Raw genomic sequence first — 24,789 nt, 5'->3', positions numbered from 1 at the left:
CACCTCTTTCTTTTTTTGGGTCTTCTATTAATGTACCAATATTGGCGGACAACTCCATGTCATGGAATGTATGTTCGGTTCTATATTATCGACAAAAAAAGAGCCATTCTACATACTAAGTAGACTGACTCTCACAAAAATAACCCCTTTTGTCTGTTTATGACGAAAATTTTAAGCTTTTTATCTTTAACGGCTCTGAAGTTTAGGCTGCACTCGTTCTCGCTTAAAAAATAGGCCCAGCGCCCATTTGGCGCAAAGCAGAGAAAACATAAAAAATAGGATTGCCCAAAATATGGCCGGCACCGATGTCATCCTTGCCAGATTACTGGCATCTCCCGCGCGAGAAGGAGATACAGCGGCCGCGTATACCAAAAATAAACTCCCCATTACAGACTCTTCCAAGGTCAAAAAAGCTAATAACAGATAATAGAATTTGCTGGCCTTTTTCCAAACCACCAGCATTAAAACGTTCAGCGCAATAAACCCACTCAACCACGTCATTCCGAAGCTTCCCCGAACGTACATTAACAGCATTATCAATGCAACCGTAGTAGCCAAGATAAGACCCCAATCATGCCGTCCTTTACTATAGAGATAGAAAAGCAGCAATGCGAATAAGGATGCCAGCAAATAACCGGACAGCGATACCAGGATCGCTCTGCCTCCATCTTGAATAGCTGAATAAGTGACACCGCTATGGTCCGCGTATAGCTCAATCCGCAGCACACTGCCTGACAACAGTAAAGTCACCAGCGCATGACCAAATTCATGTATCATCGTGTCTAAATTCCGAAACAAAGATGAGAACGGAATCAACCTCGTCAAAAAAGCAGATCCGACCAAAAATAACATTGTCTTAAGCCATTTATTCATTTTGCAGCAGCCCCTTCCCGTCCAAAGTATACGATAAATAGTCCCTCTTCTCAATCATGAAGACTCAGCCAAATAGAGCTCTATAAGGAAGTGCAACATCGTATCTAGCAGGCAAATATTACTGACACTAGATACACCATTCACGCTTAGCGTACGCTGTCAGAAGCTGTCAAGCTGTGTTAAAATAAAAGAAATAAAAAGCCTAAATCGGGTGGTGATTATATAGATGAAACAACATAAATACCGTAAATATCTACAGCTGTTATGTTCGCTCCTGCTTCTGCTGACCGTTTCCATAGCTCTTCCAGCCCCAGTAGCAAAAGCAAATATATTCAGTGATATCTATAATGGATTCAAAAGTTTCTCTGAGCTTCCAAACGAAGTCAATGAATTGAAAGAAGGATTTCAGCAGACAGCAGAAGAGCTACAGCAAGCTAAAGATAAGCTTGCGAATACCATGCAGGAAATGGAAGCCTACCAGACACAGAACGAAGCCTTGCAGGAACAGAATCGCCAACTGACGCAGATGGTTGATGCATTGCAAAATGACCGGACCGCACGCGAAGAATATTATCATAAAATTAAAGTGACTATTTTTACGGGGATCGGTCTAGTTCTAGGGTATTTTATACTCATCCGTATTATCCGTTTCAGCATGCTTCACCGTTCTAGAAAAGGAGACCGTCTGCGCTAATCTTGAACATTTAGTAAAGATAACGCCTACAGCATGAGGGAGATGAAATATGAACATCGATGTCCAAGATGAAAGCGACAGCGGGAGCGGACAAGCCGTAGCCTTCACTCTCCTGGAGAAGGAAGAGGTTCATGTGCTGCACCCACAGCAAATTATCGCTTATCAGGGGCCTGCCACTGGACGAGCAGACAGATTTATGGATGTGAAGGGCATCTATCGCAAGCAAAAATTGATTCGTTCAGATATGTCTGGTCCTTGCCATTTTGTCGCCGCCCTTCCACCGGGTTATCGGGTAAAGATTCTACATCTTGATGGTAAGAGCGATTTGTTGTACGACTTTAAACATCTCTTCTTCTACAGCGAAGGAGTTACGATGAATACACGGGTACTGAGTATGAAGAATGTGCTCGTTACAAGAGATATTGTGAAGGTAAAATTTACGGGTAATGGTATCATTGGCATACTGACTGAAGGAACGGTTTGTGAAGCTGAGCTTCATCCTTACAATCCACTCTATGTGGATGCAGGCAGCATAATTGCCTATCCTGAGAACGCGAAGCTGGAGCTTACCGTTTACGGCAACCATTTAGCTAGCCAGCATATGAGTTATCACTGGAAGATGACGGGCCATGGACCTGTGCTTTTTCAAGCTGGACGCCAGAATCGCCGATTTGAAAGAGATAATAACGATGATGGTATTATTAAACGATTCCTGCGCGAAGCCGTGCCATTTGGTGGAGTATTTATTAAATAGAAGTATTCAAAAGAAAGAGCGCCTTGCGTTAACGATACGCAGGCGCTCTTTGTATGTTCTATCCCTTATAAGGATATTGTCTTAACCGATAAAAGCATTCAGCATCCAAGCATGTTTCTCAATGCTGCTTCTGATGCCAATCAACAGATCCGCAGTTGGTTGATCACCTAGTTCTTCTGCAGCTGCAATTGCTTCTTGCAGTTCTTTAGCAACCGTCTTAAAGTCTCTAACGAGCTCAAGCACCATACCCTTAGCATCTTCGCCACCGCGTGCTTCTTGTAGGTCGGACAGTTCAAGATATTGCTTCATCGTGGAGGCTGGTTGTCCACCAATAGAAAGCAAACGCTCAGCCAAATCATCCGCATAACCTGCAGCTTCATTGTATAACTCTTCAAACTTCTCATGCAGTGTAAAGAATTGAGATCCGCTAACATACCAGTGATAATGATGAAGCTTTACTCCGAGCAGGAACCAGTTTGCGGTTTGGCGGTTCAATGCAGCTTGCAGTTCAGTATGGCTCTTTAGTTGTGTTGTCATTAATAAAACCTCCTATGGTTCATTTATTATAATTGTATTTAGACTCGTTCTAAATCTATATACAATTTAACACACTCTTTTGCATTTTGCAACTATTCTGGAGATTATATATATTGTGCCGATTCTAGCACAACTTATGTTATTAGGCCTATTATGTGTGTCACACTTTGGAAAAAGGCCCTCTTCTTTAGATTAAAGAAACATCCTCTTCCGCGGTCTTTCCTTTTCTACTGCGGAAGAAAGCCCTCATCTCATCACGTTTGCTCTTTGGACTTAGTACATACACAGTATCCCCAGGCTCAATAACAGTACTGCCATGAGGGGTGACAATCTTTTTGTTGCGGATAATTGCCGTAAATAAGATATCGTCTGGCAGACCTATTTCTGAAATTTTCTGTCCAGCAATCGGCATATTAGGATTAATTCCAATATGATTGAACTCCGAGTCTGTCTTGCCAAGAGCAACCAGCTCCATCAGTGAAGGCTGATCTGAATCTTCTTGCCCCACAAGCTTCAATCGGGAAGCTAGCGGAGAAATACTAGTTCCCTGAATCACCGCCGAGGTCAGCACGACAAAGAATACAACATTAAAGAATAGTCGTCCGTGTGGCAGATCAGCCAGCAGCGGATAAGTCGCTAACACAATCGGAACGGCTCCACGCAGTCCAGCCCAAGAAATCAATGTCTTTTCACGAATTGAGAATTTGGAAAAATGCAGGCTTATAAATACACCGATTGGCCTTGCTACAACCATCAGAATGACGGATAACAAGATGCCTTGCCAAGCCACTTCCGCCAGTTCCTGAGGAAATACTAACAAGCCCAGCAGGATGAACATGAATATTTGCATCATCCAAGCAAAGCCGTGACTAAAATTCATAATGGTACGGTGATACATGAGCTCGGAATTGCCAAGAGTAAGGCCCATAACATAAACAGCCAGCAATCCGCTGCTGTGTACCCATGCAGATAAACCATAGGTCAGAACAGCAAAACCAATAGCCATTACCGGATAAAGACCTGTTGAATCCAGATTAATTCGATTGATGCAGTAAACTGCGATCTTACCCAGCACAAAACCCAGTACTAAGCCAATTCCCATCTCCCATATAAAAGACAACAAAAGCCCCCATATCGCGATATCCGGATGCTGTATCCATTCGATCAGCGATACGGTTAAGAAAACCGCCATTGGATCGTTACTTCCTGATTCCGCTTCTAGCGTAGAGGTCAAACGTTTATCAATGTTCTTACCGCCAAGAACCGAGAAGACTGCAGCCGCATCTGTCGATCCAACGATCGCTCCAAACAGAAAGCTTTCTGCCCATGACACATCGAGAATTAGCTTGGCGAATACTCCTACGATGACTGTCGTCATTATTACGCCTACCGTTGATAAGGATAATGCTGGACGAATAACAGGCTTAATATCCTTAATATTCGTCTGCATCCCCCCCTCGAATAGTATGACAACCAATGCGAAGATCCCGGCCATTTGTGTTAAGGAAGCATTGTTAAAAAAAATAAATTGGCTCAGCACCATCCCCGCAGCAAGGAACAGCACTAAAGCTGGCATTCCAAATTTAGTGGAAAACTTGGTGGAAAATACGCCTACAAGCAGGAGCGCAGCCAGTAATAATATAATATTATCTGCAAGTTGGGACACCGATTATTCACTTCCCTTTCACTTCTAGCTTAAAATATAAGAAGCTTCCTTATTTATGTACTTTATTACCCTTATCCATATCCTTTTGAGACATTGAATAATATAAACAAGATTGGAGATTTCATTCCCCTGGCCTTATACTTTATGTAAATGCTTTCTCCCCATCGTGTGTACATATAGGAGGCTGAATGTTATGCAATTGAGATTAATTAAACCTGCGGAGCTGGATCAAGCAGCTCTGCTTGCAGATTCCATCTTTCGTGAACCGGGTGCCATTTCAATGAAAGAACTGTTTCCACTTATTTTCCGCCCGGGACTCAGTCATTCGTATGCGGCTATTACCGAGGACGGAACGGTTGCAGCTTTCATGGGACTCGTACCCTCTACGATCAAAACTGGTGATGCTATTCTGAATGTATTCTCCATAGGTGCGGTCTGCACCGCCCCTGCATTTCGTGGACAAGGACTAGCCGGTCAGCTACTGGAGAAATGCCAAGCCCATGCTGCGGAAGCGGGCGCATCGCTGATTTTTGTCTCGGGTGATCGCTCACTGTACACCCGAGCAGGATGCGTACCGTTCGGAGGTACGCAATTTGCCGAGCTGAACGAAAGCTCGGCTCAGGCACTTGCGGCCGCAGCAGGGGAAGAATGGACGCTGCGGCCGATGCAGCCGGGCGACTTCTTCGCCGTCAACCGGCTGCTGAATGAACGCGAAACCGGACATGTGTATAGTCCGGGTGAGCTGGCGCTGCTGCTGGGGACCGAGGCTTACGCGGGTGTGCTGGGCTTAGCCCAGCGCACACTCGTAGCCGTTCGGGACGGCAGCATCGAGGGGTTTGCCGCGGTGGCTGTGCCAGCGGCGGCAGATGTGCCCGCGCCGAGCACGGCGACGGCGGTGGAATGGGCCGGCCAGCCGAGCGCGGTAGCGGCGCTGCTGGCTAAGGCGGCACTGTGCGGCGGCGTAGGCGCGCTGCAGGTGCCAGTGCCGTGGCAGGAGCGCGGCTTGCTCGCGCTCCTGCGTGAGGCCGGCGCCTCCTTAAGCGCCGGCGCGAACAGCGGGACGGTCTGCATCGCAGACCGGGCAGCGCTTTTGCGGCAGACCGAAGGCTGCCGCAAGGGTCACGACTTGTCGTCCGTCCAGGACGACAAGGAGCTGATATCGCTGCTCTTTGATCCAGCGAGTCCGCTTCACACCTCTGATCCCTCGGGGGAGTCAGAGGCAATTCCCTTACCTTATATGTCAGGTCTCCATTTTATTTAGAAGCAACTTAAAGCATAAAAATAACCTCTGCGAGAGAATTGTCTCGCAGAGGTTATTTAGTATGCGCTATAAATGATTACATAAATTCAAATGGTAGCCTTATTCTCTGGAATACACCTGAAGCTCTTGAATGGACCAATAATTCCCGCCAGCTCCGTTCTGTACAATCTTGATATACCTCGTCTTCACTTTAGAGAAGGATATTTTAGTAAGCTCTTTCGTGCCTTTTCCAGAGGTAAGTTTGTTCCAGTTCTGAGCATCGTCAGAAATATAGACTACATAGTCTCTTGGATAATCAAAAGGTGAAAGCGTGCTATCCAAATCTATTCTTTCAATTTCATGTGCTTCACCCAGATCAATCTGAAAATACTCTCCGGAAACCTGATGTTTCCCCGTATCCCAGCGCGTGCGCCGATCCCCATCGATGGCAAGACTCGGAGCTGAGGCTGCCGTATTCACATTTGAGGTTACCTTCCATTTCGTACGATCCAGAGGAACCAGTCCGGTGGCTGTAATCTGAACTTTATCGGACAGTAAATTGGAGCCAGATACCCTTACCGCGTAGGTATATAACGTCCCTTCACGTAAATTATGATCCGTATATTCTGTAAGCTTCACATCAGTAGCTGCCACCTTCATTTCCCCACCGCTACCTTCAGCACGAAGCAGCTCGTAGCTTGCTCCCGGTGCCTCCAGCCAATTTAATTTCACAGATAAACCTTTTGTTGCCGCGGCTTTGAATCCCTTAGGCGCCGACGGTTTTACTTCAGAGGAAGGCTGCAAAATATACTGTACAGCCTCTCCCGGAGCAAGTTTCTCCGTAAAGGTTAACGTGGGAGTAGCCTTTTTCCCTGTTACATAACTTCTTGCTTTTTCATACGTATCCCCGTTTCCAAAACGTTCCCCTTCATATATAACGTTTTTCGGCATAGTCACATTTACACTCACGGTCTGCGGAGTAGACTCAAAGTTAACGAAATTAACCAGTACCTTATTCGAGGTCGCTCCGCTTCCCGCAAGAGGCTTCAACGTGGAAGTATCCACGGCCCGAACATAAACCAACTTATCGGCTAACACATCTTTATTTGCAACTTGATAAGTTAATGGAGCTCCATGCGTAGCATAAGCAAGACTAAGCCTTCTCATGATGCTGACACGTGAATCCTCATTTTCTTTTGTATAATAAATCTCTGTGGTCGCCGGATCATGTTCTTCTAAATTAAACCCGTATTTGAATAAACTGAAATCCTTAAAAAAAGCAGCATGCTGCACAAACATATCCGCATAACCGATATGTGCACGCATGATCCGATCGAATACCGCGGCTGTCCGCTCCGTTGCCCCGTATTGATAGGCGTCCACATGACTGTCCGAGGTACCAAATTCAGTGGTCAGCATTTTTTTGCCGAGTCCATTGTCTGCGCCAGCGAAAGTCTTCAAATTCTCTGTAAAGCTTCCCCCGTTACTAAAAATATAAGAGTCGCCGTACGAGTGTCCATTGGTCAAATCCGTAACCTTCTCCAGCTCCATACGCTGCTCTGGATCACGTTCCCATCCATCCGGATCTCCACATGCCTTCTCAGTTCCCTTCTGATTACCGCAGGAGTCCTCACTGTAGCCCGGCCAATACGCCCATCCTGGAGCAACAGTTTGTAAATGGGGCGCGATTTGCTTGCCCTTTTTATTTAGCCAGTCCGCAATCGCCAAATTTACTGCCTTAGAACGATTGAATAGCCCTGGCTCATTATCTACCTCATAGTATTGAAAATAGGGGCTATATTGTTCAAAATAATCTGTCAGCTTTTTCTCCGCATCAGCAGGCAACGATCCATCTGTCTTAAGCTTAATATCACCAGTATGCAAATACAGAGCAACCGCCTGCATGTTGTAATCCTGCAATACCTTGTAATATTCCATCATATTCGAGCAGGATCTCCCGACATCACTAGCACAGCTGGTACGCATCACATTACCGCTATAAGCCATACCTAGCCATTTGATAACATAAGGCAAGTGCGTAACTGCACCTTCATCAAAATAAAACTGCTTATTATTCACTACTGTTCCGGTCAGTGTGTAGCTGCCATGAATAGGCTCGGAAATTGGAGCGTTAAGAGACTCTAAACGGAGATTATCCCATGTCCACCAGGAATATTCGTCTTCTTTGTCACTGCAATATAAACAGCGAACCGTTTGCAGCTTCAATTCGTTTGATCCTATCTTTAATTGCTCCTTGGGGATATATAATTCATAGGTCTTTTGAAAGCTATATTTACTTTCTGTGCCAGCAACGCCCGCAATTTGAATGATCCCCGACAATTGATGATTGGAAAACACACTCATTTGCGGCACAGATTTATAAGCGTCTAGAATACCTACGCTAAATAAGACCCCGTTCTCCGGGATCTTATTTAGCTGATATGTGATCGTTAATTCCGGCTGGGTCTTTCCATTCAAGCCTGCAGGCAAGCTCTGAAAAGCCGATGATTTGAGCACTGAAGAAGTAACATTAAATTCCTTCTTGCTGCCGGAAGTGCCACTCGCAGCAAATTCAGCTGCTGAGCCATCATGTTGTCCCAGATTCCAGATCACAGTACCATCCGGTATTTCTGCTGCAAGATCACTTCCTGTAGACAGTCTCGGTATATTGGCACCTACCTTATAATCATTCGTTCTATTCGTTCCGAAAACTGAGACAGACAACAGAAACAAGACGGTTAATGCGGCGAATTTTAGTAATAACAGTAATGGTTTGTTTGCTGATATCTTATTTTTTCTATTAGATATTCTCCTCGTTATTCCCATCCATAGGTCCTCTCTTTCTTTCGGAATGTCTTGCCCTATCATTTCATTAGATTAAGGAAGGTACAATGCCCCTTGTGGAATCACCTGCTGCTTCTGGCTGGAACTCTCCCATAGCAAGCGAAGATTGGCATCCCCTTCATTCTCATAATATTCAATTTGGATATCATAAAGCGTTCCTGCTGTGAGCGGGATACTACCTTTATGAAGGGTTGAACTTTGATTTTTCCAATTGTCGATAATCAGCTTTCCGTCAATCCAGACACGGACTCCATCATCAGAGGATGCCGAAATCATATATTTTTCACTGAATTTGGGTTTGAGTTTCCCTTTCCAGCGTACAGAAAAGTGATCTTCATTTATCTCTGATGCAGGTGACCCACCATGCCAATTAAAATCAATCTTACGGTCATTGCGGATAAGCACCGGTTCTCCCTCTAAATCAGTATTGTTATAGTATTCTCCAGTTAAACCCGTTGGGGTTACCGGTGCTATCGAAGGGACTTCTGTTGTGAGAACATAATCCTCTCTCGATACTATAAACGAGTTATTCATGAAGCTTTTGATGGACTGTGGCGTATTATTTTCTGTCAGCAATTTGCCCCAGGTCATCATATAAACCCATTTATTTTGTTTGTTGGTTAATACATCCGGGTTCGGCAGCTGCCCACTTTCCCCGATTCCGATAGGTTTATCTTCAGCAAGTGTGAGCAGGTCCTCATAGTAGGACTGCTTATAATCATTATTGTAGATATCCGCAGCCAGAACATCGACTTTATCTGCACTGGGATAATAGGCGGCATAAGAATCTGCCCATTCATTCGGCGCGTTTGGATTCCACACCCACAGTAGATTATTCAGTTTGTGTGTGTTTACAAAACGATCATAGACAATATTCCAAAGCGCTGAAAAATTGTCCTTTTTCCCCCACCAAAACCAACCGCCATTCATTTCATGGTAAGGTCGCCATAAGACTGGAACCCCAGCATCACGCAGCTGTTCTAAATATCCAGCGATCTCATCTAGATCAGAGATTAGACTCTTATACTGAGCCGTCCCAGGCGTAACATAAGCATTAAACTTCTCTTGACTGAGACTTCTGTTTACATTGGACCATTCTGGAGAAGTTCCTGGCAAACTCTGATGGAATGTCATGGCTACAATGCCACCCGTCTGATTCCACTCCATTGCACTGTCAATTACTGCTTGCCGCTGTTCGGCGATTGTCCTTTTGGATTGATTATTAATCGCCCCTAATTCATAACCATGTAGAACGGCATTTTGTCCCGAAGTATTCTTCAGCTTATGAACCAGTTCATCTGGACTTTCTAGATAATCATGCTGACCAGACAGGATACCTTTGCCACGTAGATTCACCAAATTACTCAACAGTTGCTTGGCTTCTTCAGAAGCTGATGGATTGCTTGGTATAGCCGGGGGAAGAGAGGAAGAAACACTCATAGCCTTCGGAAGACTCTTAACCTCTCCCCAAGGCAGCAAGGAAAAAATAATAAACACCGGTAATATAGTAAACAACAATCTGTTTTGCTTATAATATTTACGCAAATAAATCCTCCTTTCGGTAGCTGTACTGCCTCCACAGGTAATAAATAACATACCTGTTATCGGACAATCGTCTTCTGACCTAATGAGGACTATAGCTTAGTAGCTCTGCAATAACGCAGAGCTACTAAGGATCGACCTTTAATTTTCATCAATCAGGAGACATCCGGAAGAAAAAGCGCACTTGCTGGAACTGTCTCTTTAACTTGACTAGCACTTTCCCACATCAAGCGGACTCTCGCATCGCCTTCATTTTCGTAATACTCCACCTTGATATCATATAGCTGACCAGCCTTCAGCGTAATATTGCCCTTACGCTCAGTGCCACTTTGCTTCGTCCAACTATCAATCACAGATTCCCCATTCACCCAGACACGGATGCCATCATCTGATGTAGTGTAAAATGTATATTGTTCATCATATAAGGGCTTAACTTTACCGCTCCAACGTATGGAGAAACGATCAATCCCAAGGGCGGCATCCGGCGATCCTTGCCGCCAATTGAAATCGATTATTGCATCGGTTCTAATAAGAGCTGCTGCTCCCGATAGCTGCATGTTGTTGTAATACTCTCCTGCAAGCCCCTTCGCGAGAGGAATTGCTGCCTCTCCCTCTTCTTCGGGAGGTGCCGGTGCGGCGCTAGGTGTGGGTACCAAGCTATTATTTAATTTATCTCTAGTCAGGGTATAGCTGCTATTCATAAAAGTTTTGATTGTATCTGCACTGTTATTCTCATAAAGCATTTTTCCCCAGCTCATCATATAAGTCCATTTACTTTGTGATTGTTGAAGCTTCTCCAGATTAGGCATTTCACCATTTTCCCCGATCGCAATCGGTTTGCCCGCGGCTAGACTCAACAAGCTATCATAGTATTTTTGCTGGTAATCATTTTCGTATATGTCTGCTGCCAGGATATCTACTTTATCAGCTCCTGGATAAGTTAACGCATACGGATCTGACCAAACATTGGGAGCATTCGGACTCCATACCCATAACAAATTATTTAATTTATGAACGTTAACAAAACGGTCATACATAATATTCCAAAGTTTAGAAAAGTTATTTTTCTTCCCCCACCAGAACCAGTTCCCGTTCATTTCATGATAGGGTCTCCAAAGTACCGGGACGTTCGCATCTCGCAAGCTTTTTAGAGATACTGCCACCTTGTCAAGTTCAGCAATCAGACTGTTATATTGCTTGGTACCCGGTGTAACGTAACTATCGAATTCACTTTGGCTAAGCGTTTTTTTAACATTATCCCAGTCATAAGAGGTGCCCGGCAGGTTAGCATGAAAAGTCATAGCTACGATCCCGCCCGCTTTATTCCAGTTGATGGCGCTGTTTACCACATTTTGACGCTGCCAGGACATCGTTCCTTCAGACTGGCCACTGATCGCACCCATTTCATAACCGTGAAGAGCTGCATACTGTCCGCTGGTTCCCTTAAGCATATTGTTAATTTCATCTGGACTTTCTAAATAGTCATGCTGGCCAGCAAGGATTCCTTTTCCTGAGATTGAGTAAAAATAGTTAAGCAGCTTTACGGCTTCAGGTGAGGCTCCCGGGGTAACTGGCGTTCCAGAATTTGAAGCAGCTATGACAACAGACGGCGAAATTCCAACAGTAAGCGGAAGTGCAGTCAGAAACAGGACGAGTGACAGAAATGCACCAAACAATCGATACGTACGGTAAGCTTTCAAAATAATCTCCCTTTCGGTAGCCAGGCTGCCACTCTTTCGAAGGCCCTATAGCTTTGCGTCCCTACCTTTCGATAGGTTTGCCTTTTCAATTTAAGAGAAATAATCTCTCTTACCGTAAGTATCGACGACAATTAATGATATATTTAGTGTTTTTATGACTTTTTTTGATAATTGAGTCAATTTACCTGTTTTAAGAAATTCCGAATTGGTTAAATAGATAGGTTAGACCTATGAAATGAATTGTTGTAGTTCTATATCATTCCAGTCTAAAGTAATACGAATATTATCTTCTTCTACTAATTCAGAACCCGTCTGTACCTCTATAAACTCAACATCCGTCAAAGCAAGGATTGCGTGCTTCGTTCCTTCCGGTATACGTACCACGTCCCCAGCCTTCACATTATGTTTTTTCTCATTCAGCACAATACTTGCTTCGCCGCTGACGATTGTCCAAATTTCACTACGTTTGCGATGTAACTGATAGCTGATATTATTCCCCTCGGATATAAAAATCCGTTTAGTCAGCACTTCATTGCCCTCGTCATATTTCACATAATCAATAACTTTGTAATGGCCCCAGCGGCGTTCCTCGTACATCGGTCTCTGTTCAAAGGTCTTCAGCACTTCTTTAATCCGTGGACTCTCGGCTTTATGGGTAACTAGAATCCCATCCGGGCTAGCCGCGATGATCAGATCCTTCGCACCAATTACCGTAATTGGAATATCCAGCTCATTAATCAAGCAAGTCCCCTCAGAATCCGCCGTCACAAAACCCTTGCCTACATGCTTGCTGCTCATTTCCTCTGTTAGCGTATTCCACGTTCCAAGATCCTTCCAGAATCCATCATACGGCTGTACCACAATATGTTCTTCTTTCTCCACCACTTCATAATCAAAGCTGATGGAAGACAATAGCTTATATTGCTTCTGCAATTCTTCATATCCTAAAGGCAACCCTTTACGCTGCAAAATATCTAACAAGTACCCTAGACGGAAGGCAAATACTCCGCAATTCCACAATGCATTTTGCTCGATAAGCTGTTCTGCTTGTATGCGGTCTGGCTTCTCTTGAAAGTGACTCACCTTCATAAAACCGTTCTCCCCCGCCTCTTCGGTGGTAGGAATGATATATCCGTATTTCTCTGAGGCGTGTTCAGGAATAACACCCATTAGAGCCAGATTTGCTCCACTTTCTAGCATAGTCCCTTCAAGCATAGCTATGGTATCGAAAAAGGATGCTTCTACATAAGGGTCAACAGGCAAAATCGCTACCGTCTCCGCTGGAGAAACACCTGCAACCGAATAAAGATAGGTAGCTGTTAAGGCGATAGCCGGAAAAGTATCCCGACGCTCCGGTTCAACGATAATCGGCACATGACTTCCCAGTTGGCTTTGTATCATTTCTACTTGGCCGCGGCCGGTGGCCAGATAAGATGATTCTGCCATCCCCGCTTCCTCCAGCTGTCTCCAGACACGTTGTACCATCGACTCCGGTTCACCTTGAGGGCTTTCAAGTACCTTTAGAAATTGCTTTGAACGTGAGTCGTTGGACAACGGCCATAACCGTTTACCTGAACCGCCTGATAGAAGTACCATTTTCATAGATGAACCCTCCTTGAATTATGGAAATCGAGCATATTTGAATTGTTATCAAAACGTCAGCTTCCGCTTAGCCTTATTTCGAGCGGATGCATTAAAAAAATTTGTTAGGTATGAACCACTCCAAGGGATTTTGGACTTCCGATCGCTGTTATCCTCAGATTTCCTGATTGAACCGCTTCCCGCGGTAGAAATCCGAGGATAAAGGCGAACGCTAACGCTTCTACAGTTCCAAATTCCCTTTCCGTTCTTTACCTAACCAACTGCTTCTTAATTCTAATCCGTGCTGCACCGGGCTGTGCCAGCCGGAAGCAAGCACGTTTTTCTAAAGATTGGCTTCTGCTCCGGGGAGGCAGCAGCAGCAACTGCAAGAACAACGGCAAGAGCAAGGCTAGTTGCCACCACGGGACAAAGACAGAGACAACTACAAATGCTACTGCTACTGCGGTATATAATCAGAGTACCTAACTTTATAAATTGCTTAGAAACTTAAGATAAGGGAACGGAGTGGCGGAAGAGAATTTTGGAACTGGAGGAGCGATAGCGTCCGCCTTTGTCTGCGGATTTCTACCGCTATTAGCGGTTAAAATCAGGAAATCTGCAGACAACAGCGGCTGGAAGTCCAAACATTCTCTGGAGTCACGCCTCACCCTTAAATAGAAAAATCACAAGTTCAATCAATATAACTCAGATTAAACCGCTCCAGCCACACTAGCAGAATAACCGCTCAATCCACCCATCTGCGGGCGGCCGACAGAATGATAAACGAGGCCGGTACCCTCGATTTGCTCCTTGGAATACACATTGCGTCCATCGATCAGCACCCCATTACGCATGCTTTTCGCCAGCTGATGCAGATCAATGTCCTTGAGTAGGCTCCAATCGGTAAGCAGGCATACGGCATCGCTGCCCTCAGCCGCTTCCTCTGGCAGATTGCACCAACGAAGCTGCGGATGATCATATTGCTGCCTGAAATTTGTAGCTGCGATTGGATCATACAGTTTAACCGTAGCCCCTTCAGCCACCAGCGCCTCAACAATCTCTCTGGCGGGAGCTTCGCGGACATCATCAGTGTTAGGCTTGAAAGCAAGCCCCCAGATCCCAATCGTCGAACTGCGCAGACTGCCAAGTGATTCATGCAGCTTGGAGATGATCATAAACCGTTGTCCTTTGTTCACTTCGACTACAGATTTCAATAATTTGAATTCGTAATCGACGTTGCCCGCAATTTGAATGAGCGCATTAGTGTCTTTCGGGAAACAGGAGCCTCCATAACCGATGCCAGCCTGCAGGAAGGATGACCCGATTCTTTGGTCCATACCCATTCCTTGTGCTACTTCGGTTACATCAGCTCCCACTTTTTCGCAAATATTGGCGATCTCGTTAATAAAGGAAATCTTCGTGGCCAAAAATGCATTCGAAGCATATTTGATCATTTCAGCACTGCGTATATCTGTTACAAATACATTTACTGTGAAACCCTTATGAAGCTCGCGCATAGTTGGTTCCAGCTCTGGATTATCGAGACCAATGACAATTCTATCGGGATGGAGGGTATCGCGAATCGCTGACCCTTCACGTAAAAACTCAGGAGCAGACACGATATCAAAAGAATGATGGGTAGATTTAGAGAGCATGTTGGAGATTTTCTCATTTGTTCCTACGGGAACTGTAGATTTTGTCATTATAATTTTGTGCCCTTCCATCGCTTTAGCGATTTCAACAGCTGCATTCTCAATGTAGGTTAAGTCTGCTTCACCATTAGGCAACGATGGCGTACCTACTGCAAGGATGATAATATCTGAACGACGTACCGAATCCTGCAGATCCGCAGAAAAGGATAATCGTTCCTCACGAAGATTCAGTTCAATCAGTTCCTCAATTCCCGGCTCATAGATGGGTGATTCCATCCGTTTCAGCTTCTTAATCTTTTCCTCGTCCTTATCCACACAGATGACATGATGTCCGCCCAGTGCAAAACATACGCCAGATACAAGACCCACATACCCAGTACCGATTACTGTCAGCTTCATACAATCATCCTCCTTTTAGAAAATTGACGTAGGCCTGCTCAACATACTGCTTGAACTTAACCATAAACGCCTGCTCATCAAATTTACGTGCATGCTCCATAATTTGATCGATATCCCAAGCGAAGGACTCTACCTCGTAAATAGCCTTTAGTAGATCCTCCACTTCTTGATGCTGAAAGAACACACCATTTACATAAGGAATAATAGTATCTAGTGCACCACCTGCTTGATAAGCAATGACCGGTCTTCCCGCAGCGTTCGCTTCCAGCGGTGTGATTCCAAAGTCCTCTTCTCCCGGAAAAATAAATGCTCTACACTGTGCCATCATTCCGGTTACTTGCTCATCCTCTAGCCGGCCTAAAAACGATACATTGTCCTTAGCCATGCCTTCGAGACGTTTACGATCTGGTCCATCCCCTACGATGTACAGCTTAAGACCGTTACGGTTAAAAGCCTCTACAGCTAAATCAATCCGCTTGTAGGAAACAAGTCGAGATACTATTAAATAATAGTCACCAATGCTAGAAGAGCTTGTGAAACGGGCTGTATTAATCGGTGGAAATATGACATCTGCATCCCGGTGATAATAGTTCTGAATCCTTGTCTTCACTACTGAAGAATTGGCTACGAACTGATTCACATTTTTAGAAGTCCGCTGGTCCCACGATTTGAGCTGCTGCATGTATACCTTAAGCATTTTCTTGAACAACCCGGAATTCGACTGACGTTCCATGTAGGTGTCATAATCCCATGCAAAGCGCATAGGCGTATGGCAGTAACAAAGATGAAACGTATGTTTAGGAACTTGAATACTTTTCATAAAAGCACTGCTGGAACTCAGGACGATATCGAAACCGCGAAAGTCCAAATCACGGATGGCCATTGGGTAAAGTGGCAGCACCCCTTTAAAATTGGTCTTTACCCCCGGTATCTTTTGCAGCCAAGAGGCACGTATATCCGCATCTTTGAGATTGTCAGTAAGGCGGCTTCCGTTAAAAACCGTTGTGTAGATTGGAGCCTCGGGATACATGTGATGAAAGACTTCCACCACTCTTTCCGCGCCGCCCATTTGGATTAAGTAATCGTGCGCTATCGCAATTTTCATGTGAATCATCCTCAAAGTTTTATGGAGCATCATCTTCAGAATTACCGTGTCATCTCATCTGTCAGGTGCTCGCCAACAAACCTTTATAGTAGTCAACGATGTCCTTGACCGTATTCTCGATAACAAACTGCTCTTTCACTCGTTTCATCCCATTGTCCGCCATCCGCCGTCTTTCTTCTGGGTGATCCAGCATCCATTTAATGGAGTCTGCCAGTATCGCCGCGTCTCCAGGCTCTATCAGTAATCCTGTCTCACCTGGAACTACAATTTCTACCGGCCCGCCTTCATTGGAGGCAACAACCGGTAATCCTGCTGCCATTCCTTCAATGATCACTTGGCCAAAAGGCTCAGGAGTTACCGAAGTATGAATCAGTAAATCAGCGGTATTCATAAGGCCTTGAATATCATCCACATGCCCTAGCATGCTTACATTAGTAAGCTCGTCGTTTTTTATCTTTTGAAGCAACTCCTGCTTATAAGCCTCTTCTCCAAAGAGAGCGTCTCCGGCCAGCCAGAACTTCACGCGAGGTTCGTTCTTAAAGCTTTTTGCGGCTTCCAGCACAATATGCTGGCCCTTCCAATGCGCCAATCGACCAACTAGCAATACGTTAAATTCCTTCTGATCCCGCATGCCGATCCCATTACCAATCGCTTTAGCGAATGCGGAGTATACGACCAGCGTTTTCTTCGAACGCGGCAGCTCCAAAGCATTCAGCGTAGAATGTGAATTCGCGATGACTCCATTTGGGAGCAGGCGCGACAGTAAACGAATTCCTTTAGCAACAACAGGCTTTAAATAAGGAGCTCCAATATGGTCCCGGATGTGCCAAATCAATGGAACGCCCGCTATTTTAGCAGCGATGGCTCCGTATAATGCAGATTTCAGAGAATTGGTGTGCACGCAATCTACCTTCTCCGCTTTTAAGAGCGGAGCAAGCTTACGACCGTAAGCCAACAGCTTGAAGGCTGCAGCAGGTGCTCCCAAGTTGACTGCATTTCTACCACGACTTCTGATGCTCTCATCTAGCGGAATAATACGGACATCCATTCCCTTTTCACGTAGCCGTTCAGCCAGCGCACCATCCTCGGCCAGGATTACAAGTGGATCAATCTGTTCTCCAATATGGGTAAGGATGTTAAATAGGGCAACTTCTCCACCACTCCATTTAGCAGTGTGATCTATATAGGCCACTCTAAGCATTACGTGGTCACCTCCTCTCCTAAGGCTTGTAGGAACACGGATTCTACTTGATCCGTAACATGCTCCCAGGTATATCTCTCCAGTACATGTTCTCTACATTCATCCCGGCTCGGAAGCAGCTTTCGATTGCTAAGCATATGGATCATGCCTTCGGCCATGTGGTCACTACTTGGACTCTTAAATAGCAATTCCGGCCGGAAGCCTTGCAGGATTTCCTTATTGCCGCCAATCGGTGTAGCCATCACTGGCAATCCTGAAGATAAGGCTTCAACGGTAATCAAACCAAAGCCCTCCAATGCCTGTGAGGGAACCACGAACATGTCCGCTGCCTGATAATAAGAGGCTAGTTCATGATCGGGAATGTAGCCTAGCAGTCTTACCTTGTTGCTTAAGCCATAGTCTGCGATCTTTTCTTCAAGTTCCCCCCGCAGCGGCCCTTTGCCACCAATCAGCAGCATCGCATTCGGGAAACGCTCCGCAACTTGCTTCCAAGCTTCAAGCAGCTGGAGTAGTCCCATCCGATTGACCAACCGCCGGACAGTCAGCACGGTTGTTGCTCCCTCAGGTAAATTTAAGCTTCGGCGAATCGCCAATCGATTCGTAGCGGGAATAAAACGTTCCACATTAGCTGCTCCTGGTATCACTATAATTTTGTGTAGAGGCACTCCGTGCAGCTTATGGAGAATATCGCGGAACGTCTCACTAAGCACGATGAACTTATCCGCTAGCTTATAAGCTCTATGTTCAATGGATTTGGCGATAGTTGTCTTGACCCGGTGCTTAATGCCTTGGCCTTCAATTTTCATTTCTTCATTCCATGGACCATGAAAAGTCATCACTACAGGAATCCCACGTTTTTTTGCTTCCAGCGCTGGACCAATACCGTAAGGAGCGAAGTGAGTGTATAAAATATCTATACGGCCACTGCCCTCTCCCATCAGATCAGCCGCTTTACGCTGGAAAGCATCCTTACGTTTCCAGATCCCATCCTTTGGATCTCCGGCATTGTGAATAATCAATTCCTCGGGTGTAGCAGGCGTTTCTTGACTGCAAATCAACGCATGCACCCGATTACGTGAGGAGAGTTGCTCGCAAACGGATTTGAAATACGTGTTAAGCCCACCCGGCTGTAGCGACGGCCAGCTAAGACCAGTCGTCATAATGTTCAATCCGTCACTGTACGGCATAGCTTCTCTCTCCTTTATTCTCCTTCTCAATCTGACTCTTCTTCGCATTGTGCTGAGTCAGCTTTCCCGATCTAATTAATTCGTAAAGCTTGAAGCCGACCATGAATTCATACATGACCCAGAATACGGATACACCGAAACCTGACATTCCCTTCTTGAACAACCCGTGTAAGAAATACTTTTGCAGGAACCGGGCTGGCGGTCTTACCAGCAGATGACTGACCCGAAATCGTTTGCCCTTGGCATACGCACTTTCAGCTTCCAAGTCAGTGTACTTATTGAAGCGTGCCACATGATCGTTAATACTGCGGTACCCATAATGCCAGAGCGTTCCTGTCAAACGTATAGTTCGCTCTTCAGAAACCTCGGGCATTTCGTGCACCAAGCTGTTTCGAATGCCATAAGCTTTACGGTTGTAAAGGCGCACTAGATATTCGCCACGATCCAGCCATCTGCCCATAAAGTCGCCGATCCGATAGATAGAATAGGCAACCGATTGATCGATAAGCCCCGGTTTCAGTTCAAGAATACTTGCGGCCAACTCGTCGCTCACCACTTCGTCAGTATCAATAAGGAAGACCCAATCATGAACCGCGCGTTCTACTCCGAACTCCCTCTGTTTCGCATATCCGGGCCATGGGTTGACATATACTCGACAATTTAAGCTTTCGGAAAGCTGTACTGTCCCGTCCTTGCTGCCTCCGTCAATCACAACCACTTCGTCGGCGAATAACCTGCAGGATTGTATGGCTTTAGATATTCGAACTTCGTCATCCTGAGCGATAATGACAGCCGATATTGGATAATCGCCTTGGCCGCCTACCACGCTTTTTACTGAATCCATGAAGGTTTCCTCCTTTGTCTTTCGCATTATCCATTCATATCCATCGGTTTCTTGCGAATGTAAGAATTCATCGTCGTCTTCATCCACTGGATGTCCTCCCGGGTAATGAGTAACCGTGGAAGTTTAACTTTTAAGGTGTACTTTATATTGAGAACAATGAAGAAGAATCGCAGGATTGATGATGACAACATCGCTATCCCTGCTCCGAGTAAGCCAAATTTAGGGATGAGCAGGAACAACATTGGGATAACCAAGAGTAAGCCGAAACCTTGAAGCATCGAAACAATTTTCGGCTTGCCTAGCGCCATAAAGGCCTGCGCCAGAATGATCGTCCCTCCGCTAATGGTCACTTCAAGGAGCAACAAGCGAAACACGGTTAATGCTGCATTGAAGTCTTTGCCGTACATCAGCGGAATCACTAAAGGGGCTAAGAGCATCAGGACTACTCCGCCAAACATGGTGAAGGTCGTACTTATTCGGAAGGCTTTGAATGTTAACTCAACTGCCTGTTCTTTTGACAGCTCAGAAGCCTTAGGAAACAACACGACCGTAATCGAGCTTGAGAAAAAATTAACCATTCGCGATAGACTCACAGCCACTACATACAGCCCCAGATCAGCAGGTCGTAACAAACCGGCAATTACGATCTGATCGATATAGGTAGAGAAATTACCAAGCAAGTCATTGCCGTAAGAACCCAGCCCGTAAGTGAATAATCTTTTTAAATTCTGAAAGGCCCCTCTCATCTTCACCTTATAGGTGCGAAGCAAGGAAATCGTCATTCCGATAAACAGTGGCGCTCCCGGAAGGAGATAGGCAACTGCAGTTGTAAAAGGATTCATCTGATCCAGCGCGATCAATATCCCAATCATTATCAGTGTAAGCAATGGGACTAGATAGCGAATCCAATTAAACCTCTTGTATTCTCCTCTGAATTGAAAAGCTGCATTGTTAATTTGAGAGATCACTATAATCGGACACAGAATCATAGACCACTGAGCAAAGGTCACGACCTCCGGACTGAAGGATTTCAGCCAGTAAGGCAAGACCACGATACCAATAATCATCGCTATGACCCCAAAAATGATACCAAGCAGCAATGCCATACGATAAAGCACTCCGGCATCATCCGGGTTTTTCTTAGCGTTATAGATCAGAGCTGACGGAATCCCAAAGCTCATGCTAAACGCCAGAAACTGTGACCAGTTAATCATTGCCGTCTGTTCCCCACGCCCTGTCGGCCCAAGATAACGGGCGGTCAGTACACCCGTTAACATGTTAATCAGTAGGATCATGACACTGACAAACATAGTTTTTACGGCTGCCGAGCTGTTGTCCTTACTCTTTGTGAACATTCTAAAGGATGACCAGATTGTTCTAGTGGGGAGAGACTTTGCATTCAACTGCTGCATACGGTGTTCCCTTCCTTCTACTCTGAGTAATCTCCCTTGCGCTGAGGCCAAGACCGATTAGCATCCAGATTAAGTATCCCTTGAGTCCGGGAAACCCATTATCTGACACCAGACTGACTATCGCACCGGTCCAAGTAGCTAACGCAAGTCGGGCGTATGGCTGCAATTGGTCCCTTCTGATTACTCTAGCGAATATCTGTTTGACAACTGCGCCTAAAGCTCCGAAGAAGAAAATAGCACCCAGAACACCAAAGGTTAGCAGTAAGGCGATAACTCCGTTATCCATAATTCCATACTCTCCAAGCTCACCGTCGTTACCAAGCTTAGTCCCTTGACCTACACTACCAATTCCCTGACCTACTGGATTGGCGGCGACCATCGGCAGCATGTTTTGCCATAAACTTAGTCGTTCATTATAAGAGTGATCTTCCTGAACAGAAGAAAGTGTCTCTACCCGGGCCACCAGTCCTTCGGCACCAGGCAATTTCGGTACTACCCAGAACAACGCAGCAGCCACAAAAGCTAATTGGATCAAGGTTTTCCATTTTCCCTTAGAAGGAGAGGTTCCAATGTACATGAGCAACATCACCAGAAGTATCAGCCATGCCGCGCGTACTAAGGTAGTCAGAAGGCAGATTACAACCAGCAGAACACCAATCCAGCGCAATGTTCCCCGCCATTTTTTCTCCAGTATCATTGGAACTAAAGCAAATGCTAAGAATGTTGCAGCCGGACCCGGTGAGTTGAGTGTGGAGAACACTCGAATTTCCAATGGATATGGATTTCCGATGGACATCATGTCCGCATGTTTCATCCAGAACACATCCCAAGGTGGCACAGTCAAATACTGAACAATCCCGTAAATGGCAACTAGGACGGCAATATTGGAAAAAGCCTTAAGCAATCGATCGATATCCCTCGGCTTGAACTTTGTGACGGCAAAGTACGGCAATAGCAGCAGTGGCACAATATAATTCGCTAAGTCATAAACTGAGCCCATACCATTCTTGGCCAAGCCGATTAAAGCTCCATAACCCAGCGCAACTGCGAACAGTAACATGATCCGCGTGGAGGCTTTTTGAATATTGTGAATCTCCTTCAGCAGCGGAATAATCAAGGTTACACCGGTTAACAAGGGGGCTAAACTTAGCAAGGATACAGAGTGATACACTCCTTCTGACCAGTCAGCAATGCGGCGTAGCTCTGGAGCAACTGCCCAGATTAGCAAGGTATACGCAACCAGCATTTTGGGTCTAAGTATGGCTAACAAGAAGGCTGGGAATAGGATGGCTGAGAGAATGGCTCCCTGCAGACTGTTCGATGAACTCAGCAGCGCACTGGAGAATCCGATGATCAGCGGAAGAGAGACACCTACAGCAACAGTTCCCCCTGTTATACCAGCTGCCTTGATAAACCTAACAGATGGGGGCGTAAATACACTCATTCCAAGCCTCCTTCCTTCACCTTATCCCGCTTACGCAGTTCCTTAAGTAATAAAAGTAGAAATTGTGCATCATCTACAAGATATCTTTTCCAGAGTCGACCCGGCTCTTGGCTAAGCCGCCAGAACCATTCGAACCCTGTTTTTTGCATGAAGCTAGGCGCTCGTTTCACTGAGCCTGATAGAAAATCAAAGGTCGCTCCCACTCCGATCGATATCGGAGCTTGATAAGAGGTATAGTGGCGATAAATCCACTTTTCCTGCTTAGGCGCTCCTACACCAACAAACACGATATCTGGCTGGCACTCAGTCAGCATCTCTATAATGCGTTCATTCTCCTCCTCATTGTGCTCGAATCCATAGGATGGAGAATAACAGCCAACTACATTTATTCCGGGATGCGCTGTTTTCAAATTCATCGCTGCCCGTTCCGCTACGCCTTCAGCTGAGCCTAAGAAGAACAGCCGGTACTTCCTTTGCTCAAAGGCGTTGCCCAATCGATTAAATAGATCCGCTCCGGATACCTTTTGCTTAAGCGGCTTGCCTAGCATTTTGGATGCCCAGATCAGTGGCATTCCGTCAGCAACAACTGCGCCTGCCTTCGAATACACCGTTTGAAATTCTTTATCCTTACGAAGCTTGATCACATGGTCTACATTGCAAGTGAGGATATAAGACTGATTCCTCTCCTGAATGGTTTTATCAATGTAATCAAGCAGATCCATAAAATCATAATTATCAAAATTGACATCGAACATATTCACTTGATTCATCGTATCACTTCTTTTTGTGGGGAATCGGTTGGCTGTGAAGATCGATACAGGCAGTTCAGGTACCAACAGAACGGAATAATAAATTGGACCGTCGACAGCGTGTTATCGGAGAATGAGTAGATTAAAAACGCTGCAATAAATAACAGATAATAAGGTTTGATCGGCGGAGCCAATGCTCTGTACACCAGAATAAATACAGCCAATAAAGAGAACATCAACAGAATAGCGCCAATATATCCCCCATCGAAGTAAAAGCGGATATACTCGTTGTGCGGAACTACAAAACCCTTGTACAACGTTCCATCATTTGCTACCGTAACTGCTCCAAGCCCTCTGCCAGACCAAGGAGAATCCGCAGCCTTATTTAAGAAATACTCCCATGCCTCCGACCTTCCTGATAAATCAACAGCCGTATCTGTCTGTCTCTCAAAGGAACGTTTCTCAAAATTATCGAGCTGCCAGAAGACAGCGACCATAATCAGGAAAAATGCACCCAACAACGGAATTAGCAGATAGGTTCTACCCTTCAAATATTGACGAAGAATATCATAGAAGTAATAGAGAACGGTAAGTCCAAGTGCCAATATAGGCCCTCTTGTTCCTGTTCCAATCAAGATAAAGAAATTTAGAACTAACATGATATAGAAAAAGCGTGCTTGCTGCGGATTCCGCTTCACCTCTATAAATGGAATCGCTACTCCCATAAAGGCCAGCATCGCTAGATGCGCAGGAATATTAGCCCCCTGAATCCGTACAGCGCCTGTATACTCGATGTTGAGAAAATTATGAACATGCGCAAGCTGCAGCAACAAACCAACCACTACGCTAACAAGGGGAAGCATACAGATAATTTTGATTTGCAGCTCGGCTACATTCTTTTTCCAGTTAATTAATAAAAATACGAATGGAATAGATAGACCGATAAAAGCTTTAACAGCAATGGATGAGGTCATTTCTGGCAGCCAAATCGAAGATCCAAAGGTAATCACTAGAAGCGCCACCATTGCCCACAAGGGGTGACTCAGACGAAACCGCAAACCATTGACCAGAATACAAGGAACAAGCAGCATCACGATAACCAATTTATAAAGTGACAGTATTTCCATTCCGAACATGCTGCCATCATATAAAAAGTTAATCGATATTGCCGTCGTTATTAAAACGAAATAACTGATCCACTCCGGCCGTGAAATCGAGATTCCCAGCAAAATAATCAGAAGCACGGCAGCTATCGCAATCATCGGCTGGTAGATGACCGCCGTTCCAAAGAACAGGGCCGACATGAGATAGAGCATCCCGTATGGCAAAACATTTAATTTGGAGCCCCACTCAAAATTAGTCATG

19 protein-coding genes and 1 riboswitch are annotated in these 24,789 nt (G+C 45.3%); of the genes, 3 read left to right on the top strand and 16 right to left on the bottom strand.

The features are described 5' to 3' along the window. Window positions 1–186 precede the first annotated feature (186 nt). Window positions 187–873, bottom strand: a complete 687-nt coding sequence (locus NSU15_RS04685; RefSeq protein ID WP_076119875.1) for a M50 family metallopeptidase — start codon at window positions 871–873, stop codon at window positions 187–189. 226 nt (window positions 874–1,099) lie between these two features. Between NSU15_RS04685 and NSU15_RS04680 the strand changes: the two genes are divergently transcribed. Beyond that, complete coding sequence (locus NSU15_RS04680) at window positions 1,100–1,567, top strand: hypothetical protein (protein ID WP_076119874.1); 468 nt, start codon at window positions 1,100–1,102, stop codon at window positions 1,565–1,567. A 49-nt stretch (window positions 1,568–1,616) separates the two neighbouring features. After that, the gene (locus tag NSU15_RS04675) at window positions 1,617–2,321 is read left to right on the top strand and encodes an AIM24 family protein (RefSeq protein ID WP_076119873.1); all 705 of its coding nucleotides are present in this window, start codon (window positions 1,617–1,619) and stop codon (window positions 2,319–2,321) included. Between the two features lie 81 nt (window positions 2,322–2,402). On the opposite strand, the gene NSU15_RS04670 is transcribed toward NSU15_RS04675, so the two are convergent. Further along, a complete protein-coding gene (locus NSU15_RS04670; RefSeq protein WP_042124459.1) occupies window positions 2,403–2,858 on the bottom strand; it encodes a Dps family protein in 456 nt (151 codons plus the stop codon). A gap of 187 nt (window positions 2,859–3,045) precedes the next feature. Then, the gene (locus NSU15_RS04665) at window positions 3,046–4,524 is read right to left on the bottom strand and encodes a potassium/proton antiporter (RefSeq protein WP_042124457.1); all 1,479 of its coding nucleotides are present in this window, start codon (window positions 4,522–4,524) and stop codon (window positions 3,046–3,048) included. Between the two features lie 193 nt (window positions 4,525–4,717). On the opposite strand from NSU15_RS04665, the gene NSU15_RS04660 reads away from it, so the two are divergent. Then, complete coding sequence (locus NSU15_RS04660) at window positions 4,718–5,785, top strand: GNAT family N-acetyltransferase (RefSeq protein ID WP_339289388.1); 1,068 nt, start codon at window positions 4,718–4,720, stop codon at window positions 5,783–5,785. Window positions 5,786–5,884: 99 nt separating this feature from the next. Here NSU15_RS04660 and NSU15_RS04655 read toward each other — a convergent pair whose 3' ends face one another. From NSU15_RS04655 to NSU15_RS04595, 13 genes are all read right to left on the bottom strand, one after another. Further along, window positions 5,885–8,590 carry a discoidin domain-containing protein gene (locus NSU15_RS04655; RefSeq protein ID WP_081953995.1) on the bottom strand — a complete coding sequence of 902 codons (2,706 nt, stop codon included), beginning with the start codon at window positions 8,588–8,590 and terminating at the stop codon, window positions 5,885–5,887. A 51-nt stretch (window positions 8,591–8,641) separates the two neighbouring features. Beyond that, a complete protein-coding gene (locus tag NSU15_RS04650; protein WP_052414461.1) occupies window positions 8,642–10,153 on the bottom strand; it encodes a glycosyl hydrolase in 1,512 nt (503 codons plus the stop codon). 152 nt (window positions 10,154–10,305) lie between these two features. Beyond that, window positions 10,306–11,850, bottom strand: a complete 1,545-nt coding sequence (locus NSU15_RS04645; protein ID WP_081389889.1) for a glycosyl hydrolase — start codon at window positions 11,848–11,850, stop codon at window positions 10,306–10,308. A gap of 12 nt (window positions 11,851–11,862) precedes the next feature. After that, window positions 11,863–11,942: riboswitch (cyclic di-GMP riboswitch) on the bottom strand. Between the two features lie 136 nt (window positions 11,943–12,078). After that, complete coding sequence (locus NSU15_RS04640; protein ID WP_042124450.1) at window positions 12,079–13,452, bottom strand: sugar phosphate nucleotidyltransferase; 1,374 nt, start codon at window positions 13,450–13,452, stop codon at window positions 12,079–12,081. 689 nt (window positions 13,453–14,141) lie between these two features. Beyond that, a complete protein-coding gene (locus NSU15_RS04635) occupies window positions 14,142–15,482 on the bottom strand; it encodes a UDP-glucose/GDP-mannose dehydrogenase family protein (RefSeq protein WP_339289386.1) in 1,341 nt (446 codons plus the stop codon). A 4-nt stretch (window positions 15,483–15,486) separates the two neighbouring features. Further along, a complete protein-coding gene (locus NSU15_RS04630) occupies window positions 15,487–16,587 on the bottom strand; it encodes a glycosyltransferase (RefSeq protein ID WP_339289385.1) in 1,101 nt (366 codons plus the stop codon). A gap of 61 nt (window positions 16,588–16,648) precedes the next feature. Beyond that, a complete protein-coding gene (locus NSU15_RS04625) occupies window positions 16,649–17,788 on the bottom strand; it encodes a glycosyltransferase family 4 protein (protein ID WP_339289384.1) in 1,140 nt (379 codons plus the stop codon). Further along, window positions 17,788–18,975 (bottom strand): glycosyltransferase family 4 protein, encoded by a 1,188-nt coding sequence (locus NSU15_RS04620; protein ID WP_339289382.1) that lies wholly within the window; start codon window positions 18,973–18,975, stop codon window positions 17,788–17,790. The genes NSU15_RS04625 and NSU15_RS04620 overlap by 1 nt, the downstream gene beginning before the upstream one ends. Next, window positions 18,962–19,819: a glycosyltransferase family 2 protein gene (locus NSU15_RS04615; protein WP_042124442.1), complete on the bottom strand. Its 858-nt coding sequence runs from the start codon at window positions 19,817–19,819 to the stop codon at window positions 18,962–18,964. The genes NSU15_RS04620 and NSU15_RS04615 overlap by 14 nt, the downstream gene beginning before the upstream one ends. A gap of 26 nt (window positions 19,820–19,845) precedes the next feature. Further along, window positions 19,846–21,231: an oligosaccharide flippase family protein gene (locus NSU15_RS04610; RefSeq protein ID WP_042124440.1), complete on the bottom strand. Its 1,386-nt coding sequence runs from the start codon at window positions 21,229–21,231 to the stop codon at window positions 19,846–19,848. Further along, a complete protein-coding gene (locus tag NSU15_RS04605) occupies window positions 21,197–22,675 on the bottom strand; it encodes an O-antigen ligase family protein (RefSeq protein ID WP_339289381.1) in 1,479 nt (492 codons plus the stop codon). The genes NSU15_RS04610 and NSU15_RS04605 overlap by 35 nt, the downstream gene beginning before the upstream one ends. Then, complete coding sequence (locus NSU15_RS04600) at window positions 22,672–23,445, bottom strand: WecB/TagA/CpsF family glycosyltransferase (RefSeq protein ID WP_042124436.1); 774 nt, start codon at window positions 23,443–23,445, stop codon at window positions 22,672–22,674. The genes NSU15_RS04605 and NSU15_RS04600 overlap by 4 nt, the downstream gene beginning before the upstream one ends. After that, the gene (locus tag NSU15_RS04595; protein WP_042124434.1) at window positions 23,442–24,788 is read right to left on the bottom strand and encodes an O-antigen ligase family protein; all 1,347 of its coding nucleotides are present in this window, start codon (window positions 24,786–24,788) and stop codon (window positions 23,442–23,444) included. Before NSU15_RS04595 ends, NSU15_RS04600 begins: the two co-directional genes overlap by 4 nt. Window position 24,789 lies beyond the last annotated feature (1 nt).

The organism is Paenibacillus sp. FSL E2-0201 (assembly GCF_037963325.1).
In the GTDB taxonomy this organism is placed as follows: Bacteria; Bacillota; Bacilli; order Paenibacillales; family Paenibacillaceae; genus Paenibacillus_AQ.
Note: the sequence above shows the minus strand (reverse complement) of the source record. Positions and strands in the feature narration are given on the sequence as shown.

Bases quoted from the DNA above. Each gene is read 5' to 3' on its own strand.
- NSU15_RS04615 (WP_042124442.1), bottom strand. From the start codon at position 19,819: ATGGATTCAGTAAAAAGCGTGGTAGGCGGCCAAGGCGATTATCCAATA.
- NSU15_RS04620 (WP_339289382.1), bottom strand. From the start codon at position 18,975: ATGCCGTACAGTGACGGATTGAACATTATGACGACTGGTCTTAGCTGG.
- NSU15_RS04605 (WP_339289381.1), bottom strand. From the start codon at position 22,675: ATGAGTGTATTTACGCCCCCATCTGTTAGGTTTATCAAGGCAGCTGGT.
- NSU15_RS04600 (WP_042124436.1), bottom strand. From the start codon at position 23,445: ATGAATCAAGTGAATATGTTCGATGTCAATTTTGATAATTATGATTTT.
- NSU15_RS04655 (WP_081953995.1), bottom strand. From the start codon at position 8,590: ATGGGAATAACGAGGAGAATATCTAATAGAAAAAATAAGATATCAGCA.
- NSU15_RS04640 (WP_042124450.1), bottom strand. From the start codon at position 13,452: ATGAAAATGGTACTTCTATCAGGCGGTTCAGGTAAACGGTTATGGCCG.
- NSU15_RS04685 (WP_076119875.1), bottom strand. From the start codon at position 873: ATGAATAAATGGCTTAAGACAATGTTATTTTTGGTCGGATCTGCTTTT.
- NSU15_RS04630 (WP_339289385.1), bottom strand. From the start codon at position 16,587: ATGAAAATTGCGATAGCGCACGATTACTTAATCCAAATGGGCGGCGCG.
- NSU15_RS04660 (WP_339289388.1), top strand. From the start codon at position 4,718: ATGCAATTGAGATTAATTAAACCTGCGGAGCTGGATCAAGCAGCTCTG.
- NSU15_RS04670 (WP_042124459.1), bottom strand. From the start codon at position 2,858: ATGACAACACAACTAAAGAGCCATACTGAACTGCAAGCTGCATTGAAC.
- NSU15_RS04675 (WP_076119873.1), top strand. From the start codon at position 1,617: ATGAACATCGATGTCCAAGATGAAAGCGACAGCGGGAGCGGACAAGCC.
- NSU15_RS04625 (WP_339289384.1), bottom strand. From the start codon at position 17,788: ATGCTTAGAGTGGCCTATATAGATCACACTGCTAAATGGAGTGGTGGA.
- NSU15_RS04610 (WP_042124440.1), bottom strand. From the start codon at position 21,231: ATGCAGCAGTTGAATGCAAAGTCTCTCCCCACTAGAACAATCTGGTCA.
- NSU15_RS04635 (WP_339289386.1), bottom strand. From the start codon at position 15,482: ATGAAGCTGACAGTAATCGGTACTGGGTATGTGGGTCTTGTATCTGGC.
- NSU15_RS04680 (WP_076119874.1), top strand. From the start codon at position 1,100: ATGAAACAACATAAATACCGTAAATATCTACAGCTGTTATGTTCGCTC.
- NSU15_RS04595 (WP_042124434.1), bottom strand. From the start codon at position 24,788: ATGACTAATTTTGAGTGGGGCTCCAAATTAAATGTTTTGCCATACGGG.